Origin of the sequence: Paraburkholderia sp., from assembly GCF_047605525.1 — a bacterium.
Taxonomy (GTDB): Bacteria; Pseudomonadota; Gammaproteobacteria; order Burkholderiales; family Burkholderiaceae; genus Paraburkholderia.
Genome location: NZ_JASGFN010000009.1, coordinates 236,547 through 252,982, shown reverse-complemented (window position 1 = coordinate 252,982; position 16,436 = coordinate 236,547). Strand labels below are relative to the sequence as shown.

The window sequence follows — 16,436 nt, the reverse complement described above, 5'->3', positions numbered from 1 at the left end:
GGGCGCGGTAGCCGCGCGGGCGTCTCGAAGCACGACGTCACGCTACTTCACTGCTGTGCCGCGAGCGCGCTGACGTTGTCGTTGAACCGCTGAAAGAAACTGGCGGCCAGTTTGTTCGCCACCGACGAAACGAGCCGCGTGCCGATCTGCGCGAGCTTGCCGCCCACCTCCGCATACGCAACGTACGACAGCACCGTTTCTTCGCCGGCGTCCGCCAACGCCACCTCTGCGTTCATCTTGCCGTAGCCGGCAATTCCGCCTTCGCCCTGGCCGACGATCCGGTATCTCTCCGGCTCGACCCGGTCGGACAACGTCAGGTTGCCCTTGAAATTGGCCTTTACAGGGCCAACCGAAACCGTGACCGTTGCCAGAAACGCGTCTTCGCCTGCCGCGGTGAACGACTGACAGCCAGGCACGCAGTTCTTCAGCACTTCCGGGTCGTTCAAACATTTCCACACAAGGCTACGCGGCGCCTTGATCGTCTCCGATCCTTTGAAATCCATCTCGAGCTCCTGCTCCGCAACGGTTGCTTAACGGACGTCCAGCGTCATTTCGCCGATGTGATCGATGGCGATGCGCATGCGGTCGCCGCGCTTGACCGGTCCGACACCGGCCGGCGTGCCGGCCGCGATGATGTCGCCGGAATACAGCGTGGCGGCGCGCGAAATCAGCTCGATCATGCCGGGGATGTCGACGATCAGATCCTTCGTGTTCGAGTCCTGCCTCAGTTCGTCGTTGACCCAGAGCCTCGTTTGCAGATTGCCCGGATCGGGTACTTCGTCCGCGGTGACGATCCACGGCCCGAACGGGCAGAACGTGTCGTACGACTTACGCATCACACGCTCTTCCTTGCCGCGCACCACCATGTCGATCAGGCACGCGTAGCCGAAAACATGCCCGTACGCATCCTCGCGGCGGATATGGCGGCCGCCCTTGCCGATCACGATGCCGAGCTCGCACTCGTGATGGATTTCGCGACCCGGCAGATCGGGCAGCACGACGGGGTCGTTCGGCCCCGATAGCGACGAGTTCGCCTTCAGGAAAAACCCGTTCAGGTCGGCGCGGTTGGGCGAGTTCATTTCGGCGCCGTGCGCCATGTAGTTGACCGGCATCGCGAGCAGCTTGTTCGGCCATTCGATCGGCACGAGCAAACGCACGGCGGCCAGATCGATGCGGCGCGTTTGCGGATGATCGAGCACGGCCGGCGCCGATTCGCAGAACCGGCGAATGACCTGCACCATCTGCACCGGCGGCCACATTTTCGTGTCGATACCCAAGGCGTCGGTGATATCGAAGCTCGCGTCGCCGGTTTGCATGCCGATCCGGCCATCGTCGAAACGGAACAGTTTCATCGTTATTCCTTCTTTCCAGAAATCGTTGCCAGAAGCCCCATCAGATCGACGGGGAGTTCGTCACCGCGCCATGCGACGTGTCCGTCCGGACGCACCAGCACGTGACGCTTTTCATAGAGAGCGGCCACCGCCGGTGCGTCGATCGCATGGAACGCGACCGGCACGCGGGCCTCGCGCGCCGCGTCGGCAAGGCGCGCCACGTCATCGTCGGGGGCGAAGCTCAGCAGCACGTAGCCGCGGCCGAACAGATCGAGCGTCGAGCGGCCGTCGGCGAGCCACGCATGGGGCGCACGACAGCCGGGACGCGTCGTGGGCCGGTAGTTGATGCCGTCTTCGTACTCGGCGGCGATCTGCTCGCGATCCTCATGCTCGGAATAGACGCAAACCGGCGAATCGACATAGCGGTTGCCGAGGTGCATGTTCAGCGAGAGCCATTCGCGCCTCAGGCCTTCGCTCAGCGCGTGGCCGACCTGGCGCCGCTCGGCCGCGCCGGTCTCGCTGTCTTCCTCGAGCCGGTTGCAGTTGCCTACCCGCTTCATCGTTTCGAGATTGCCGGTCGAAAAGCGCGTGATGCGTTCGGCGATCGACTTGCGCTCGATTCCATACGAGTCGAACAGCACCGGGCCGCCCCACCCCTGTAGCGCGGCATCGAGTTTCCATGACAGATCGACTGCATCACCGATGCCGGTATTCATCCCGAGGCCGCCGGTTGGCGACGTCAGATGGCACGCATCGCCACAGATGAAGACTCGTCCGCGCCCGTACTGCTCGGCGACCAGTTCCTCGCGCGTCCAGTTCAGCACGCTCAGTATCTCCGGCTCGAACCGACGGCCCAGCGCGCGGCAGGCGAAGCCCTTGAGTTCGTCGTTCGTATAGCGCTTGCGCTCGTCCGCGTTGCCGACGAGCGACATGCGCCAGCAATCCTTGCCGTTGATCGCGACGATGGTCGCCCACACGCCGCTTGCGTCGACGAACATATACCGGTAGCCCGGCGCCTTGTCGTGCAGGCTGTTGAATTCGGGGCAGCGGAAAATGACGTTGGTCGTGTAGGTCAGCAAGCCCCGACCCTTCATCCCGATGCCCAGTTGCGCGCGCACCGAGCTTCGGCCCCCGTCGCAACCGACGAGATAGCGCGCACGAATCCCGAACTCGCGGTTGTCCGCGTGCCGCACGACTTTCGCCGTCACGCCGTCGCCATCCTCGTCGAACGACAGGTACTCGTGCCCGTACAACAGTTCCACGCCCGCCTGGGATTCGGCGAATTTACGCAGGATCGGATCGAACATATTCTGCGGACAACGCTCGCGCTTCTGCGGGCTCTCGGGCGGCGGCAGTTCCTCGCGCATCGACGGCATCGCCTGGCGCCCCAGTTCATAGCCGTTCAGCGTCGTCAGATAGATGTTGTCCTGCGGATAGTCGCGATCGTAGGGGCTGCTCTCCACGTCGCCGACAATCCCCCAGCGGCGACAAAACTCCATCGTGCGGATGCCGACCAGGTCCATCTTCGGTTGAAACACCGACCCATCGCCGCGGTCGACCACGATGCATTTCCGGCCGCGCCAGCCGAGATCCCCTGCCAGTGCGAGTCCGACTGGTCCGGCGCCGATGACCAGAACTTCGCATTCCAATAAGCCTGATTTGACTGTCATGTGTATTTGATTCGTGGTTGCATTGCATCGGCTTCCCGCTGTGCGCAACGTCTTGCGCAACACCCTTATATTCGCTATGCGAATAGTGATTCGCACTAAGTTTATGGAGCGTCGGCAGCGTTGTCAACTCGTTGCGCGAGCTTCGATCACGCGCGTGCGCCACCGGTCTCTTTCCCTGTCTCTTTCCGATTGACAGCGTGGCATCGTCCAATCGATACTATTTGCTATGCGTTTTGTTATCCGCTTTGCAAATTAAGCGGCGCGAGGGGCGAGTCGATGGCCACCCCATCGCGTCGCACTTCGGAGGAGCACATGCATCGAATATCCCTGACGGTGAATGGACTCCCGTCATCGGCCGAGGTGGAGGGCCGGACACTGCTGGTCGAACTGCTGCGCGACCATCTGGGGCTGACCGGCACGCATGTCGGTTGCGACACCAGTCAATGCGGCTGCTGCACCGTCGAGGTAGACGGCAAATCGGTCAAGTCCTGCACGTTCCTGGCCGTTCAGGCCGACGGCGCCGCCGTCAGGACCGTCGAGGGGCTGACCTCGCCCGACGGTACGTTGCATCCGATGCAGGAGATGTTTCGTCGGCACCACGCGCTGCAGTGCGGCTTCTGCACACCCGGCATGATGATGAGCGCGATCAATCTGATCGAAACCCATCCGGATGGCCTGACGACGGAGCAGATCCGTCATGCGATGGAGGGCAACCTGTGCCGCTGCACCGGGTATCACAACATCGTCAAGGCGATCGAGGCCGCGTGGCCGCTCGTGCATGCCGACGCGGCGCGGACTGCAGGATAGCGGGAGGTGGCTATGTACGATTTCGACTATGTGAAGCCGTCCACGCTCGAAGAAGCGGTCAGGATTCTTTCGGACGATGACGCGGCCAAGGCGCTGGCCGGCGGCATGACCTACATCCCCGTGTTGAAACAGCGGTTCAGCCAGCCGTCCGTCGTCGTGGACCTGAGCGGTCTGGGCATGTCCTACATCCGCCGCGAAGGCGACACGCTGGTGATCGGCGCGATGACCCCGCATGCAACGGTGGCGGCCTCGCCCATCGTCCGCGAGGCGATTCCGGCGCTCGCCTGGCTCGCCGGCCATATCGGCGACCGGCAGGTGCGTTACCGCGGCACCATCAGCGGCTCGCTGGCGAATAACGATCCGTCTGCCTGTTATCCGTCCGCCGTGCTGGCGCTCGGCGCCACCGTCATAACGGACCGGCGCGATATCGCCGCGGACGACTATTTCCAGGGAATGTTCACCACCGCGCTCGAACAGGGCGAACTGATCACCGAGATCCGGTTTCCCGTCGTCGAACGCGCCGCCTACGTGAAATTCCCGAACCCGGCATCGCGCTATGCAATGGTCGGCCTGTTCGTCGCGAAGGCCGCAACGGGCGTACGCGTCGCCGTGACGGGCGCGGGCCAGGACGGTGTATTCCGCCATCGCGCGTTCGAACAGGCACTCGCAAATTCGTTCAGCCCGTCCGCGCTCGACGGTATCGACACGCCAGTCGACCTCATGAACGACGACATGCACGCCGGCGCCGCCTATCGCGCGCATCTGGTCGGCGTGATGGCAAAGCGCGCGGTCGGTATCGCCAACGCTTGAACTTGTTCCGCGCCGAGTCTTAAGGGCGGCTTCGATGAGCCGCCCTTTTTACGTCATTCCTCGAAGTCGGACGATCACGGCGCCGTGGGCAGATCCAGAACTTCGCGCAGCATGGCCAGCGTGCGGGTGCCTGCCTCCCGCGCCGCGTGTGCGTGATAGCGGTCGGCCCTCGTTGGATTGAAGAAGCCGTGTTTCGCTTCGGGATACACACGGACGTCGACCAGCGGATTCGGCTTCGACGCCGCTTCGATCCGGTTGACCAGATCAAGCGGGATCTGCGCATCCTGGCCGCCGAAATGAAGCAGCAGACGCGATTTCGCACTCGCGATCTCGTCGACGTAATCGTTCAACTGGATGCCGTAAAACGACACGCCTGCGTCGATCTCGCCCCGCGCACCCAGCAGGGTCGCGAGTTTGCCGCCGATGCAAAAGCCGATCGCGGCGACACGGTGTCCGGCACCGTCGCGCTGCTTCAGCCACGCGACGAGCCGGCCGATATCGGTCAGCCCCAGATCGGTGTCGAAATGGCGCAGCAGCTCGCCGGCCCGCGTGCGGTCCGGCTCGACGTAGCCGAGCGAGATGCGCGGCGCGGCGCGCCAGAACAAATCCGGAATGAGCACCTCGAAGCCTTCGTGCGCGAGCATTTCGGCAACGTCGCGCATCGACCCGTTCACGCCGAAGATCTCGTGCAGCACGATGACCGTCGGCCGCGCCGCATCGCCGTCCGGCGCGACGCGGTAAGCATCCATGCGCCAATCGCCCGACTTCGGCAGTTCGATCCATTCTCTCCGCATCGCTTACTGTCCCTGCCCGTCGCCGGCATCCTGATTGCCGTTACAGCAGCCGCAGGTCGCCGCGCGGGCGTACTTGACGCGATTGGTCCAGTATTCCCACGCGCGGGTGTAGGCCGGTGAATCGATCGGCGTCTTGTGGCGAATCGCGATTTCCCCCGGCGACAACGGCTTGATCTCCCCGCCGAGAGCAATGGCCGCCTGCATGACCCGCGCATTGAGCGGAAGGTAGATTGCCAGCTTCACCGCTTCGATCAGGGTGCGTCCGACGGCCGTGAAGCCGTGCCCGCGCATCAGCGTGACGCTGTTGCCGGCCAGCGTGCGTGCGAGGTCGCCCGCCTGCTCGATGCTTTCGACGAGGATGTTCGTATCGCCGAAGTTGTCGCGGATGTCCCAGACCGGCACGTTTTCACCGATGCCGGACGCGGTGTTGAGCACCGGCTGCAGTGGCCGGGGACTGATCGTGAAAGGCAGCACGTCGGCGGCATGGCTGTGAATGACCGCATTCACGTCGGGCCGTGCGGCGTAGACGCCCGCGTGAATGAACCGTTCGAGATACGGCTTCTTGCCGCCGCGTACGATCGGCTCTCCATCGAGGCCGAATTCCAGAATATCGTCGGCTTCCACGAACTCCGGGCTGCGCGAGCACGAGAGCAGGAATCGCCGTGGATCGTCCGGGTGCCGGACACTGACGTGACCGTATGCATCCACGATGTTTTCGTTGGCGAGGATGTGATTCGCCATCACGAGGTCCTGTATCACCACGCTCGGTACCTTCATTGACCGTCTCCAGTAATTTGCATTGCAAATATAATAACGCACTGCAAATATTAAGATGTCGCCGAATTCATTGTCAACGGACATGCATACCCGCGCCTCGACGCCCGTCGCGCCCGTGAAATGCAAGAGAGCCGTTTTTGCGTTGACAGCCCTCCGGCACGGTCTTAAAATTTGCAATGCGCATCATAATTCGCTTAGCGAATAAAATAGATGCAAGGTAAGCTGTGAAGATCTGTCGCCGACAGTGAGTCACGGCAAACGTATAAAGCCGACAGGACGCGAGCATGGCAATGCGGCGAAAGGAGACACGGCATGGCTGAACCAATCAACGTCGTCGAGATCATCGACAATCAGAAAATCAGCTGGTTGCAGATACGCGTTGCGCTGCTGGGTGCAATCACGCTGATGCTCGACGGATTCGACAATCAGATGATTGGGTATGTGGCGCCCGCGCTCAAGACCGCCTGGCATCTGGGTGCGGGCGCGCTCGGTCCGGTGTTCAGCGCCGGGGTATTCGGCGTGGGCCTCGGCAGTATCGTCATCGGTCCATTCGGTGACCGCTTCGGCCGCGTCAAGACGCTGCTTTTCACCGTGCTGTGCTTTGCGGCGTTCTCCTTTCTGCTCGCCCAGGCCACGAACATTGCCGAACTCGCGGTGCTGCGTTTCGGCATCGGTCTCATGCTCGGCTCCGTCATTCCGCTGGTGGTCGTGCTCTGCAACGAATATGCGCCGCTGCGACACCGCGCGAAGATGGTCACGCTGATGACCTGCGGCTACGCGGTGGGCGCGGCCTCGGGCGGTTTTCTCTCCATTCATATCGTGCCGCGTTTCGGCTGGGCCTCCGTGTTCTATGTGGGCGCCGTGCTGCCGCTGCTGCTCGGCCTCGCACTGCTCGTGTGGATGCCCGAATCGATCCGCTTCCTCACGCTGCGTAACGAAAACCTGCGCATCGCGGCGATCATGCGCAAGATAGCGCCGTCGGTGACGCTGCCGCCGGACGCGCGTTTCATGATGCTGACGACCGGCCGTGACACCGGAAGGAATGGCACGTTCTCGCATGTGCGCGAGCTGTTCACGGAGAACCGCGCCCGGATCACGCTGCTGCTGTGGACGTGCCTGTTCATGAACCTCGTCGTGCTGAACTTCATGAACAACTGGCTGCCGTCGCTGGTGATCCAGACCGGCCTGCCTGTCCCGCAGGCATTGCGCACCGCCACGATGCTGCAATTCGGCGGCTTCGTCGGCATCGCGCTGATGGGCATCTTCGCGGACCGGTTCGGCTACTACAAAGTGCTCGCGGCGGTCTTCGCGATCGGCTGCGCCGGCATCGCGATGATCAGCCAGGCCGGGGCTTCGCAGGCCGGCCTGATGGTCACGATCTTCATCGGCGGCTTCGCCGTGATCGGCTCGCAGATGACGCTCGGCGCACTGTCCGCCACGCTTTATCCGACCCGTATCCGCGCAACCGGGTCGAGCTGGGCATTCGGCGTCGCCCGCCTGTTGTCGGTCGTGGGGCCTTTTCTCGGCGGCCGGATGATCGGAAGCCACTGGTCGCTCACCTCCATCTTCTATTGCGCCGCCGTGCCGATGTTGCTTGCAATGGTCGCCGTGCTGCTGATGATGTGCAGCCGGCAGCCGCCGAGCACTCGCCAGGACGCGCGGATTCAGGCAAGCAGAGGTCTATCTTGAGCCAGTCTCGACCCATCCGGGACGGTATCGGCCAGCCGGTGCAACGCCGTGAAGACCTGCGTCTGGTTCAAGGCCGCGGCTGCTTCAGCAACGATGTCCGCCTGCCCGGCGAGGCGCACGCGTATTTCGTCCGGTCGCCTCATGCGCACGCGAAGATCGTGTCGATCGACCCGTCGGCCGCACTGGCGCTCGACGGCGTGATCGCCGTTCTGACCGGCAAGGATGTCGAGGCGGACGGGCTAAAGTCGCTGCCGCACCGGCCTGTGCTCGGACACCACGCCGACGTCCAGCTCACCAACACCGACGGTTCGGACAAGTTCATCTCCCCGCACCTGCCGCTGCCGGCGGACCGCGCGCGCTTCGTCGGCGAGGCCGTGGCCGTCGTCATCGCGGAGACGGTGGCGATTGCGAAAGATGCCGCCGAGGTCGTCGGTATCGACTACGAGGCGCTGCCCGCGGTGACCGGCACGGTTGCGGCCGCCGCGCCGGACGCGCCGCGCGTGTGGGACGAGCATGCCAATGTCGCGCTCGATGCCCGGATCGGCGACGTCGAAGCGACGGAGGCCGCCTTCGCCCGCGCCGCCCATGTCACTTCGATCAGGACATGGATTCAACGATTGACCGGCGTGCCGATGGAACCGCGCGCCGCCACCGGCAGTTACGATGCGCAAACCGGCCGCTATACGCTCTTCGCCGGCAGCGGCAACGTGGTCCGCCAGAAGCGCGAGCTGGCCCATATCCTCGGTATCGAGGAGCCGATGGTGCGGGTGGTCGCGCGCGACGTCGGCGGCAATTTCGGCACCCGCAACGCCTTTTATCCGGAGTTCGCGGTGATCGCCTGGGCGTCGCGGCGCGTCGGGCGTCCGGTGCACTGGAACTGCGAGCGCCAGGAAGCTTTCCTGAGCGACTATCAGGGGCGCGATCTGTATGTCGAGGCGGAGATCGCACTCGACGAAGACGGACGCTTCCTCGCGCTGCGAGGCTCCAACCTCAGCAACGTCGGCGCCCACACGGTGTCGTTCGTCCCGCTGACGAAGGGCATCGGCCTGATGAGCAGCGTGTATGACATACCGAGCGCCAGCTTCCGCGGGCGGGCGGTCAACAGCAATACTCCGTCGACGAATTCCTACCGCAGTGCCGGACGTCCCGAAGCGATGTTCGTCATCGAACGGCTGATCGACATGGCGGCGCGTGAACACGGCTTCGACCGGGTCGCGCTGCGCCAGCGCAATCTGATCCAGCCCGACCGGTTCCCCTACGCGAATCCGCTCGGCCTGACCTACGACAGCGGCGCTTATCCGCAGGTCATGGAGCGGGCGCTCGAACTCGGCAAATGGAGCACGTTCCCGGCCCGCCGGGCCGAAGCACGCCGCCGCGGGAAATGCCGCGGCATCGGCGTGGCGAACTACGTCGAAATCACTTCCGGCATGCCGCGCGAGCGCGCCGAAGTCACGGTGCAGCCGGACGGAAGCGTCGATGTCGTGATCGGCACGCTGTCGAGCGGCCAAGGTCACGAGACGAGCTTTGCCCAACTGATTACCGAATGGTTCAAGGTCCCGATCGAACAGGTCCGCATCATCACCGGCGACACGGACATCGTGCAGGCCGGCGGCGGGTCCCAGTCCGGCCGCTCGATGCGTCTGGCCGGCATCGTGATCGGCAAGGCAAGCGAGGCATTGCTTGCCAGGGCCACGCGCATCGCCGCCCATCTGCTCGATCTGAACGATCCGGCGGCCGTGAGCTTCGGGAACGGGCGCTTCGGCAGCCCCGACAGGTCGCGGAGTTTCGACATCTTCGAGATTGCCGCCGCGGCGAATGCGCCCGGCAGTTCGCTGCCCGACGAGCTGCGCGGACCGTTTTCCGCGGTGTCCGACGAGACCGTGCAGGTGGCGGGCTACCCGTTCGGCAGCCACGTCTGCGAGGTCGAGGTCGACCCCGACACGGGAACGGTCGAACTCGTCGACTACGTCGCCGTCGATGACGTGGGCCAGGCGATCAATCCGCTGATCCTGCACGGCCAGGCCCACGGCGGCATCGCTCAGGGCGTGGGTCAGGCGCTGCTCGAACGCTGCTATTACGAAGACAGCAGCGGACAGTTGCTGACAGGCTCGTTCATGGACTACGCGATCCCGCGCGCGTCCGATCTGCCGGACTTCATCACCGAGATCAGCGAGACGCCGTCCCCCACCAATCCGCTCGGCGTGCGCGCCGGCGGAGAAGGCGGCACGACGCCGGCGCTGGGCGTGGTCATCAACGCGATCGTCGACGCGCTGGCCGGGTTCGGCGTCACCCATATCGAGATGCCGGCGACCCCCGAGCGAGTATGGAAAGCGATCCAGGATGCGCGCGAGCACCGGAAAAACATCGACCTGGCTGGAGCACATTGATGAGCGGCGGAATCATTCGACAACTGCATGGACGTTGCCTGAAGTTGATCATCGACAACGAGGAGCACGGCAACGCCGTCTCCGACGAGATGGCCCGCGAACTGGCCGACCTGCTCGATGCGGCGGCGGACGAAGCGGACCTGATCGTGCTGCGTGGGGCCGGCGGCGATTTCTGCGGCGGCCGCATGTCGATGGGCAAACGTAGCGGCGTTCAACCGCAGGCACTCGAGCGGCGCCGCAAGACCGAGGTCATCTTCCGCTGCTACGACGCGTTCCGCGCGACGCCGGTGCCGGTGATCGGCGTGGTCCGCGGCCGCGCGCACGGCTTCGGCTGCGCGATCGCGGGGCTGTGCGACATCACGCTGGCGGCGAGCAGCGCGACGTTCCAGATTCCCGAGATGGCCCACAACATCCTGCCGACGATGGTGATGTCGGCGCTGATCGATCGCATGCCGGCCAAGGAACTCGCCTATCTCGTCTATTCGACCCGCGAGATCGATGCGGCGGCGGCCCGAACCTATGGCCTCGCCAGCGAAGTCGTGCCCGACGCCGGGCTCGAAGCAGCCTGCGAAACGCTGACGGCGACAATGCTGAAGATGCCGCGCGCAGCGCTGCTGGGCGTCAAGGAATATCTGCGCTCGGCGCCGGACATGCCCATTCGCGGCGCGGTGGACTTCGCGCAGAACCTGCACGCGACCATCAATTCCTCGAACGAAATGCTCAAGCAGAAAGATCACTCAACCAGGGACGAGTAATGAGCAACGACATTCCGCAATTCGACTTCGACAAATTCCGCCTGCGCCGCTTTGTCGAAAAGCTGATTGAAGCCGGCGAAGTCGCAATTCACGACGAGCCCGTTTCGCTCGCCGACCTCAGCGCACGCATCGACGAAACCCCGAAGGCCTCCCTTTTCAGGCAGGTCGGCGACGAGAAGTTCGAAATGATCGCGGCCGTTTCCGGCAGCCGCAAGCGGCTCGCGATGGCGTTCGGCGTCGACGAAAGCGAGGTCATCGACGAATACACGCGGCGCATGGCCAATCCGCAGAAGGTCGTCGAGGTCGGCTCGGCAAGCGCGCCCGTGCATCAGGTCGTCAGGACCGGCGACGAGATCGATCTGCTGAAGCTGCCGTTCCATCTTCAGCACGAGTATGACGGCGCGCCCTATATCTCTTCGGGCATCGACTATAGCGTGGACCCGGCCACCGGGCGAACCAACGTCGGCTGCCGGCGGCTGATGTTCCGCAGCAGGAACACGATGCGCGCGAATCTGTCCCAACCGTCCGATCTGAAACGCGTCTACCTCTCCTGCGTGGAGCGCGGCGAAAAGCTGCCGGCGAGTTTCGCGATCGGCTCGCATCCGCTCGACTACCTGGCTGCCGGTTTGAGAATTCCGGTCGATGAGTTCGGCCTCGTCGGCACGCTGCGCGGCGAGCCCGTACCGATGGTGCGCGGACTGACCAACGGCGTGCTCGCGCCGGCCGATGCCGAAATGATCGTCGAAGGCTATTTCGACGAACTGGGGTATCGCGAGAAGGAAGGCCCCTATGGCGAGTTCTACGGCTACTACGGCCCGGTGCATATGGATCCGGTATTCCACGTCACGGCGATCACGATGCGCAAGGACGTGCTGCACCAGACCGTGCGCCACAGCGGCCGTCATCTGAGCTGGACCGAATCGGCGAATCTCGGCGGCCTCAATTCGGAATTGCAGATGTGGCGTCTGTTGCGCGCGGCGAATATCGAGCCGACCGCGGTTTGCGCGGTGCCGGGCACCAACGGCCGCCAAAGCGCGCGCGTTGCGCTCAGGCGCGGCACGCCCGGTCAGGCGCGGCTCGCGATTTCGGCGCTGGCGTCGATTCCGCGACTCAAGTACATCTACATCGTCGACGACGACGTCGACGTGTTCTCGAACGAACAGGTCGAATGGGCGATGTCGACGCGCTTTCGCAGCGACCGGGACATCGTCGTGCTAGAGGGCTTTGCACCGTTCTACATGGATCCGACGGCCGGAGATCACGGCAGCATTGCGAAGGTGGGTTTCGATCTGACGGCCCCGTACGGCCGCCCCGAGACGGTCGAAACCCGGCGAGCCTTCGCGCCGCGCTTCGCCAGGCCCTCCGGAGAGAAGCGTTTCGGCAGCGTGCGCGACGCGTTGGCGGCGGCCCCGCTGTTCTTCATGGAACTGATGATTGCGCTCGGCAGCCAGGACGGCCGGGAAATCGCGCTCGAACTGGAGGCGCTGAACGAGGAAGGCGTTCTGTGCCGCCTGCGTGACGGCGAATGGGCGCTGGAAGGTAGCGCCGAAAAGAAGTAGAGACAACGGCAGAGGTAAGGCAAAGCTACAGACACCGCCGGCGTTTGCCGGCGGTTTTTTTATTGTTGCAGAGGTGCCTCGACACCTTTCAAAAAGATAAAAAGCAGCGGAACGTTTGTTTTTCAAACGTTATGATATAACATTCTCAGCCGGTGCCCGAGTGCCGCTGTCGGGTGCCGCGCCTGTGTATTGCCGCAACGGCAATAGCACGCCGCCGATGCTTTGTTCCAGCGTGACATCGTCCACGTGTCGAGTGGACGACATGACCATCCGCCTACTTCACACATAACTGACAAGATGAGAACTCGCCACCGCATCACCCTGGCTGCGCTGCTACTGTTCGCGCTCGCGGCTCGCGCATACGCGTCGGACGACAGCTCGGTAACCGGCATGGTCGCCGACAGTTCGGGTAAGCCCGTCGGCAACGCGACTGTCACGCTGCAGAACGCCAGCGGTAAAGCCATGGCAACGGTGCAAACCGATGCCAACGGTCATTTCACGCTCGCCCACGTCGACCCGGGGTCGTATGCGATCGTCGTGAGCGCCCCCGGTTTCGCCAGTGGCAGCAGTATCGCGACGATCACGCCGGCCCAGCAAAACCCGGTGTCGATCGTGCTGGCAAAGAGCGATACGCTCGACGTGCAGGTCAATGCCCAGCGCCTGAACCGCGCGCGCAACGATCTGCTGCCCGAAACAGGCAGCAGCGTCTATCGCTTCAGTCAAAGCGACATCAGCGATCTGCCGGCCGGCCAGAACACGCCGCTCAATCAGGTCCTGTTGCAGGCGCCCGGCGTCGCCAGCGATTCTTTCGGTCAACTGCACGTACGCGGCGATCATGCCAATCTGCAGTACCGCATCAACGGCATCATCATTCCCGAGCCGATCAGCGGTTTCGGGCAATCGCTGGACACGCGCATCATCGACCAGATGAATCTGCTGACCGGCGCGCTGCCCGCGCAATATGGCTACCGGACTGCTGGCATCGTCGACATCCGCACGAAAACGGGCGACGACGGCAGCGGCGGTTCGATCGACGTGTTCGGCGGCAGCCATCAGACCATCCGCACGAGCGGCGACGTCTTCGGCAGCCGGGGGCCGTTCAGCTACTACTTCAGCGGCGCGATCGGCGAGAACAATCTCGGTATCGAAAACCCGACCTCGAGCGCTAGCCCATTGCACGATCACACGCGCGAGGGGAACGCGTTCGGCTACATGTCGTACATCATCAACCCGCTGACGCGCGTGAGCGTGATGTTCGGCGTCGCGAGCAACCAGTTCCAGATTCCGAATACGCCCGGCCTGACGCCGTCGTTCGCGCTCAACGGCGTGAACAGTTTCGATTCGAGCCAGCTCAACGAAACGCAATCGGAGCTGAACCAGTTTGCCGCGATCGCGCTGCAAGGCACCAACGGCGGCGCGCTCGACTACCAACTGGCTTTCGTGACCCGCTATTCGCGCACGCAATTCAACCCCGACCCTATCGGCGATCTGCTGTTCAACGGCGTCGCATCGAAGGACTTCCATAGCGATACCGCGAACGGGCTGCAATTCGACACCACGTACCGTCTCAACGATAAACACACGATTCGCGCGGGCGTGTTCGCGCAGCAGGAACATGCGGTCTTCGACAACGATCTCACCGTCTTCCCCGTCGACGAAAACGGCAACCAGTCCTCCGATCAACCGCTCAACATCCCGGATGCGAGTTCGAAAACCGGCTATCTATACAGTGCCTACGTGCAGGACGAATGGAAGGCCACCAGCAAGCTGACGATCAACTACGGCCTGCGCTACGACAAGATGGACGAGTACGTCAGCGCCAGCCAGTTGAGCCCGCGCGTCGGCGTCGTGTATGCGCTGACGCCGTCGACGACGGTCCACGCGGGTTACGCCCGCTACTTCACGCCGCCGGCGTTCGAGCTCGTGTCGAACGCCGACATCGCGCGCTTTGCGGGCACCACCGCTCAGGTGAACGGACAGAACGACCCGGTGCAACCCGAGCGCAGCCATTATTTCGACCTCGGTATCACGCAGCAGATAACGCCGGCCCTCAGCGTCGGCCTCGACGCCTACTACAAGAAGTCGACCAATCTGCTCGATGAAGGCCAGTTCGGCACCGCGCTGATCTTCACGCCGTTCAACTACCAGTACGGCCGCGTGTATGGCGTCGAGCTCACGACGAACTACCGGCAGGGCAACGTTTCCGCCTATGCGAACGTCGCGCTCAGCCGCGCCCAGGGCAAAAACATCAACTCGGCGCAGTTCAACTTCGACGCCGATGAGCTCGCCTACATCTCGAACCACTGGGTGTATCTCGATCACGATCAACGCGTATCGGCATCGATCGGCGGCACCTATACGTTCGGCCAGACGACCTTCACCGTCGACAGCATCGTGGGCAGCGGCCTGCGCAGCGGCTTCGCGAATACCGATCGCCTGCCGTGGTACACCCAGGTGAATCTCGGCGTCATCCATCACTTCAACTTCAACAACCCGCTGCTCGGCAAGTTCGACGGCCGCCTGCTGCTGATCAATGCATTCAATCGCGTCTATGAGTTGCGCGACGGTTCGGGCATCGGCGTGGGGGCGCCCCAGTACGGGCCGCGCATCGCCGTATATGCGGGCATTACCAGAAGCTTCTGATGCCTGACGGGGACATGCCGACATGAACGACTGGACGACTTTTGCGGGCGCGGTACAGCTCGGCGGATGGGTGATCTTTCCGCTCAGCGTGCTCGCTGTCCTCGCGATTACGATCGTGATCGACCGCGCGTATGTTTTTCTGCGCTTCGCGCGCACGCCTGCTACGGCTACACGGCCTGCGACCGACGGCGGCGTGCATGCCCGTCCGCTTGCCGGGGACCTCGATCTGTTGCCGCCACGCCATGTTTTCCGACGTCTGAGCGTGCCGCTGGCGGATCGTCCCGCGGCGCCCATCTGGTATCGCGAGGCGAAGACCGAAGCAGTCGCGGCGACGATCGAACGCGACATGAGCAAGGGCTTCTGGGTCCTTGAAACGATCGTGACCGCCGCACCGCTGCTCGGCTTGCTGGGCACGATCGTCGGCATGATGCATTCGTTCCGGCTATTCGGCGGAAACGGTCTCGTCAATCCGGGCGGCGTGACGGGCGGCGTCGCCCAGTCGCTGGTGGCGACCGCCGTCGGCCTCGTCGTCGCGTTGTTCTCGCTGTTCGCGTTCAATTACTTCTCTCGGCGCCTCGAACGGCTGATGGACGAACTCGAGTCGTTCGCGAACGAGCGTCTCAGCGAGATCCGCCTCGCGGCCGAAGGGCAAGGTGTCGCGTCGTGAAGTTTCGCCGCTCGCGAGCCGCAAGGCGTGGCCGCATCGAAATCATTCCGATGATCGACGTGATGTTCTTTCTGCTGGCGACGTTCATGCTCGCATCGCTCGCGATGCAGCGGCTCGACGCCGTGCGGGTGAACCTGCCGTCGGGTCACGCGCAGCAGATGTCCACGGAAGGACCGCCGACCGTGAGCATCGACCGGAGCAACGGAATCTTCGTCAACCACGAAGCCGTTCGCCTCGATCAGGTCGAGCCGGCGATCAGGCGCACCTTGCGCCCGGACCACGACGTCATCATCGCCGCCGATGATGCGGCGGGACATGGCGTGGTCGTGCAGGCGATGCTGGCCGCCCGGCGCGCGGGAGCAGAGCATTTTCTCGTTGCGGTCCATCGTGAATAGAGCCGGGCGGCGTCTTGTCGACGTGGGTGACAACCGGGGAGCGAGAATCACGATTGCCGCCACGCTAGGCACAGTGGCATGGGGGATTTTTCTTGTCGTGCTGGGACGCGGCCTCGAGGCAACGTCAGTCCCCGAACGCAAGCCTGAACAGC

14 protein-coding genes are annotated in these 16,436 nt (G+C 63.7%); 9 read left to right on the top strand and 5 right to left on the bottom strand.

Features of this window, described 5'->3' with window-relative positions:
• Positions 1-47: 47 nt before the first annotated feature.
• Genes QM685_RS15555 through QM685_RS15545 form a run of 3 tightly spaced genes read right to left on the bottom strand, consistent with a single transcriptional unit; the run spans position 48 to position 3,001 of the window.
• Positions 48-503, bottom strand: coding sequence for a CoxG family protein (locus QM685_RS15555; RefSeq protein WP_415117252.1), 456 nt, complete (start codon positions 501-503; stop codon positions 48-50).
• A gap of 27 nt (positions 504-530) precedes the next feature.
• Entirely contained in the window at positions 531-1,352 is an 822-nt protein-coding gene (locus QM685_RS15550; protein ID WP_415117251.1) for a fumarylacetoacetate hydrolase family protein, read from the bottom strand.
• 2 nt (positions 1,353-1,354) lie between these two features.
• Positions 1,355-3,001 carry an FAD-dependent oxidoreductase gene (locus tag QM685_RS15545; protein WP_415117250.1) on the bottom strand — a complete coding sequence of 549 codons (1,647 nt, stop codon included), beginning with the start codon at positions 2,999-3,001 and terminating at the stop codon, positions 1,355-1,357.
• Positions 3,002-3,313: 312 nt separating this feature from the next.
• Between QM685_RS15545 and QM685_RS15540 the strand changes: the two genes are divergently transcribed.
• Positions 3,314-3,808 carry a (2Fe-2S)-binding protein gene (locus QM685_RS15540; protein WP_415117249.1) on the top strand — a complete coding sequence of 165 codons (495 nt, stop codon included), beginning with the start codon at positions 3,314-3,316 and terminating at the stop codon, positions 3,806-3,808.
• A 12-nt stretch (positions 3,809-3,820) separates the two neighbouring features.
• A complete protein-coding gene (locus QM685_RS15535; RefSeq protein ID WP_415117248.1) occupies positions 3,821-4,618 on the top strand; it encodes an FAD binding domain-containing protein in 798 nt (265 codons plus the stop codon).
• Positions 4,619-4,692: 74 nt separating this feature from the next.
• Here the strand turns inward: QM685_RS15535 and QM685_RS15530 are convergent, their stop codons facing one another.
• Together QM685_RS15530 and QM685_RS15525 are read right to left on the bottom strand one after the other, a co-directional pair.
• The gene (locus QM685_RS15530) at positions 4,693-5,412 is read right to left on the bottom strand and encodes a dienelactone hydrolase family protein (RefSeq protein WP_415117247.1); all 720 of its coding nucleotides are present in this window, start codon (positions 5,410-5,412) and stop codon (positions 4,693-4,695) included.
• A gap of 3 nt (positions 5,413-5,415) precedes the next feature.
• Complete coding sequence (locus QM685_RS15525) at positions 5,416-6,315, bottom strand: class II aldolase/adducin family protein (protein WP_415117246.1); 900 nt, start codon at positions 6,313-6,315, stop codon at positions 5,416-5,418.
• Between the two features lie 186 nt (positions 6,316-6,501).
• Here QM685_RS15525 and QM685_RS15520 point away from each other — a divergent pair, with 186 nt between their 5' ends.
• The 7 genes from QM685_RS15520 to QM685_RS15490 all read left to right on the top strand — a co-directional run bounded on the left by QM685_RS15520 (position 6,502) and on the right by QM685_RS15490 (position 16,284).
• Positions 6,502-7,878 (top strand): MFS transporter, encoded by a 1,377-nt coding sequence (locus tag QM685_RS15520; RefSeq protein WP_415117245.1) that lies wholly within the window; start codon positions 6,502-6,504, stop codon positions 7,876-7,878.
• Positions 7,761-10,265 (top strand): xanthine dehydrogenase family protein molybdopterin-binding subunit, encoded by a 2,505-nt coding sequence (locus tag QM685_RS15515; RefSeq protein ID WP_415117244.1) that lies wholly within the window; start codon positions 7,761-7,763, stop codon positions 10,263-10,265. Before QM685_RS15520 ends, QM685_RS15515 begins: the two co-directional genes overlap by 118 nt.
• Positions 10,265-11,020, top strand: a complete 756-nt coding sequence (locus QM685_RS15510; protein WP_415117243.1) for an enoyl-CoA hydratase/isomerase family protein — start codon at positions 10,265-10,267, stop codon at positions 11,018-11,020. Before QM685_RS15515 ends, QM685_RS15510 begins: the two co-directional genes overlap by 1 nt.
• Entirely contained in the window at positions 11,020-12,579 is a 1,560-nt protein-coding gene (locus tag QM685_RS15505) for a UbiD family decarboxylase (RefSeq protein WP_415117242.1), read from the top strand. Before QM685_RS15510 ends, QM685_RS15505 begins: the two co-directional genes overlap by 1 nt.
• 297 nt (positions 12,580-12,876) lie before the next feature.
• Positions 12,877-15,222 carry a TonB-dependent receptor gene (locus tag QM685_RS15500; RefSeq protein WP_415117241.1) on the top strand — a complete coding sequence of 782 codons (2,346 nt, stop codon included), beginning with the start codon at positions 12,877-12,879 and terminating at the stop codon, positions 15,220-15,222.
• 22 nt (positions 15,223-15,244) lie between these two features.
• Positions 15,245-15,889, top strand: coding sequence for a MotA/TolQ/ExbB proton channel family protein (locus QM685_RS15495; RefSeq protein WP_415117240.1), 645 nt, complete (start codon positions 15,245-15,247; stop codon positions 15,887-15,889).
• Complete coding sequence (locus QM685_RS15490) at positions 15,886-16,284, top strand: ExbD/TolR family protein (protein ID WP_415117239.1); 399 nt, start codon at positions 15,886-15,888, stop codon at positions 16,282-16,284. Before QM685_RS15495 ends, QM685_RS15490 begins: the two co-directional genes overlap by 4 nt.
• Positions 16,285-16,436: the final 152 nt, after the last annotated feature.

What these genes read in the sequence shown, in the direction of transcription:
- QM685_RS15550 (WP_415117251.1), bottom strand. Translation starts at nt 1,352, where the DNA reads ATGAAACTGTTCCGTTTCGACGATGGCCGGATCGGCATGCAAACCGGC.
- QM685_RS15545 (WP_415117250.1), bottom strand. Translation starts at nt 3,001, where the DNA reads ATGACAGTCAAATCAGGCTTATTGGAATGCGAAGTTCTGGTCATCGGC.
- QM685_RS15530 (WP_415117247.1), bottom strand. Translation starts at nt 5,412, where the DNA reads ATGCGGAGAGAATGGATCGAACTGCCGAAGTCGGGCGATTGGCGCATG.
- QM685_RS15555 (WP_415117252.1), bottom strand. Translation starts at nt 503, where the DNA reads ATGGATTTCAAAGGATCGGAGACGATCAAGGCGCCGCGTAGCCTTGTG.
- QM685_RS15520 (WP_415117245.1), top strand. Translation starts at nt 6,502, where the DNA reads ATGGCTGAACCAATCAACGTCGTCGAGATCATCGACAATCAGAAAATC.
- QM685_RS15500 (WP_415117241.1), top strand. Translation starts at nt 12,877, where the DNA reads ATGAGAACTCGCCACCGCATCACCCTGGCTGCGCTGCTACTGTTCGCG.
- QM685_RS15495 (WP_415117240.1), top strand. Translation starts at nt 15,245, where the DNA reads ATGAACGACTGGACGACTTTTGCGGGCGCGGTACAGCTCGGCGGATGG.
- QM685_RS15505 (WP_415117242.1), top strand. Translation starts at nt 11,020, where the DNA reads ATGAGCAACGACATTCCGCAATTCGACTTCGACAAATTCCGCCTGCGC.
- QM685_RS15540 (WP_415117249.1), top strand. Translation starts at nt 3,314, where the DNA reads ATGCATCGAATATCCCTGACGGTGAATGGACTCCCGTCATCGGCCGAG.
- QM685_RS15535 (WP_415117248.1), top strand. Translation starts at nt 3,821, where the DNA reads ATGTACGATTTCGACTATGTGAAGCCGTCCACGCTCGAAGAAGCGGTC.
- QM685_RS15510 (WP_415117243.1), top strand. Translation starts at nt 10,265, where the DNA reads ATGAGCGGCGGAATCATTCGACAACTGCATGGACGTTGCCTGAAGTTG.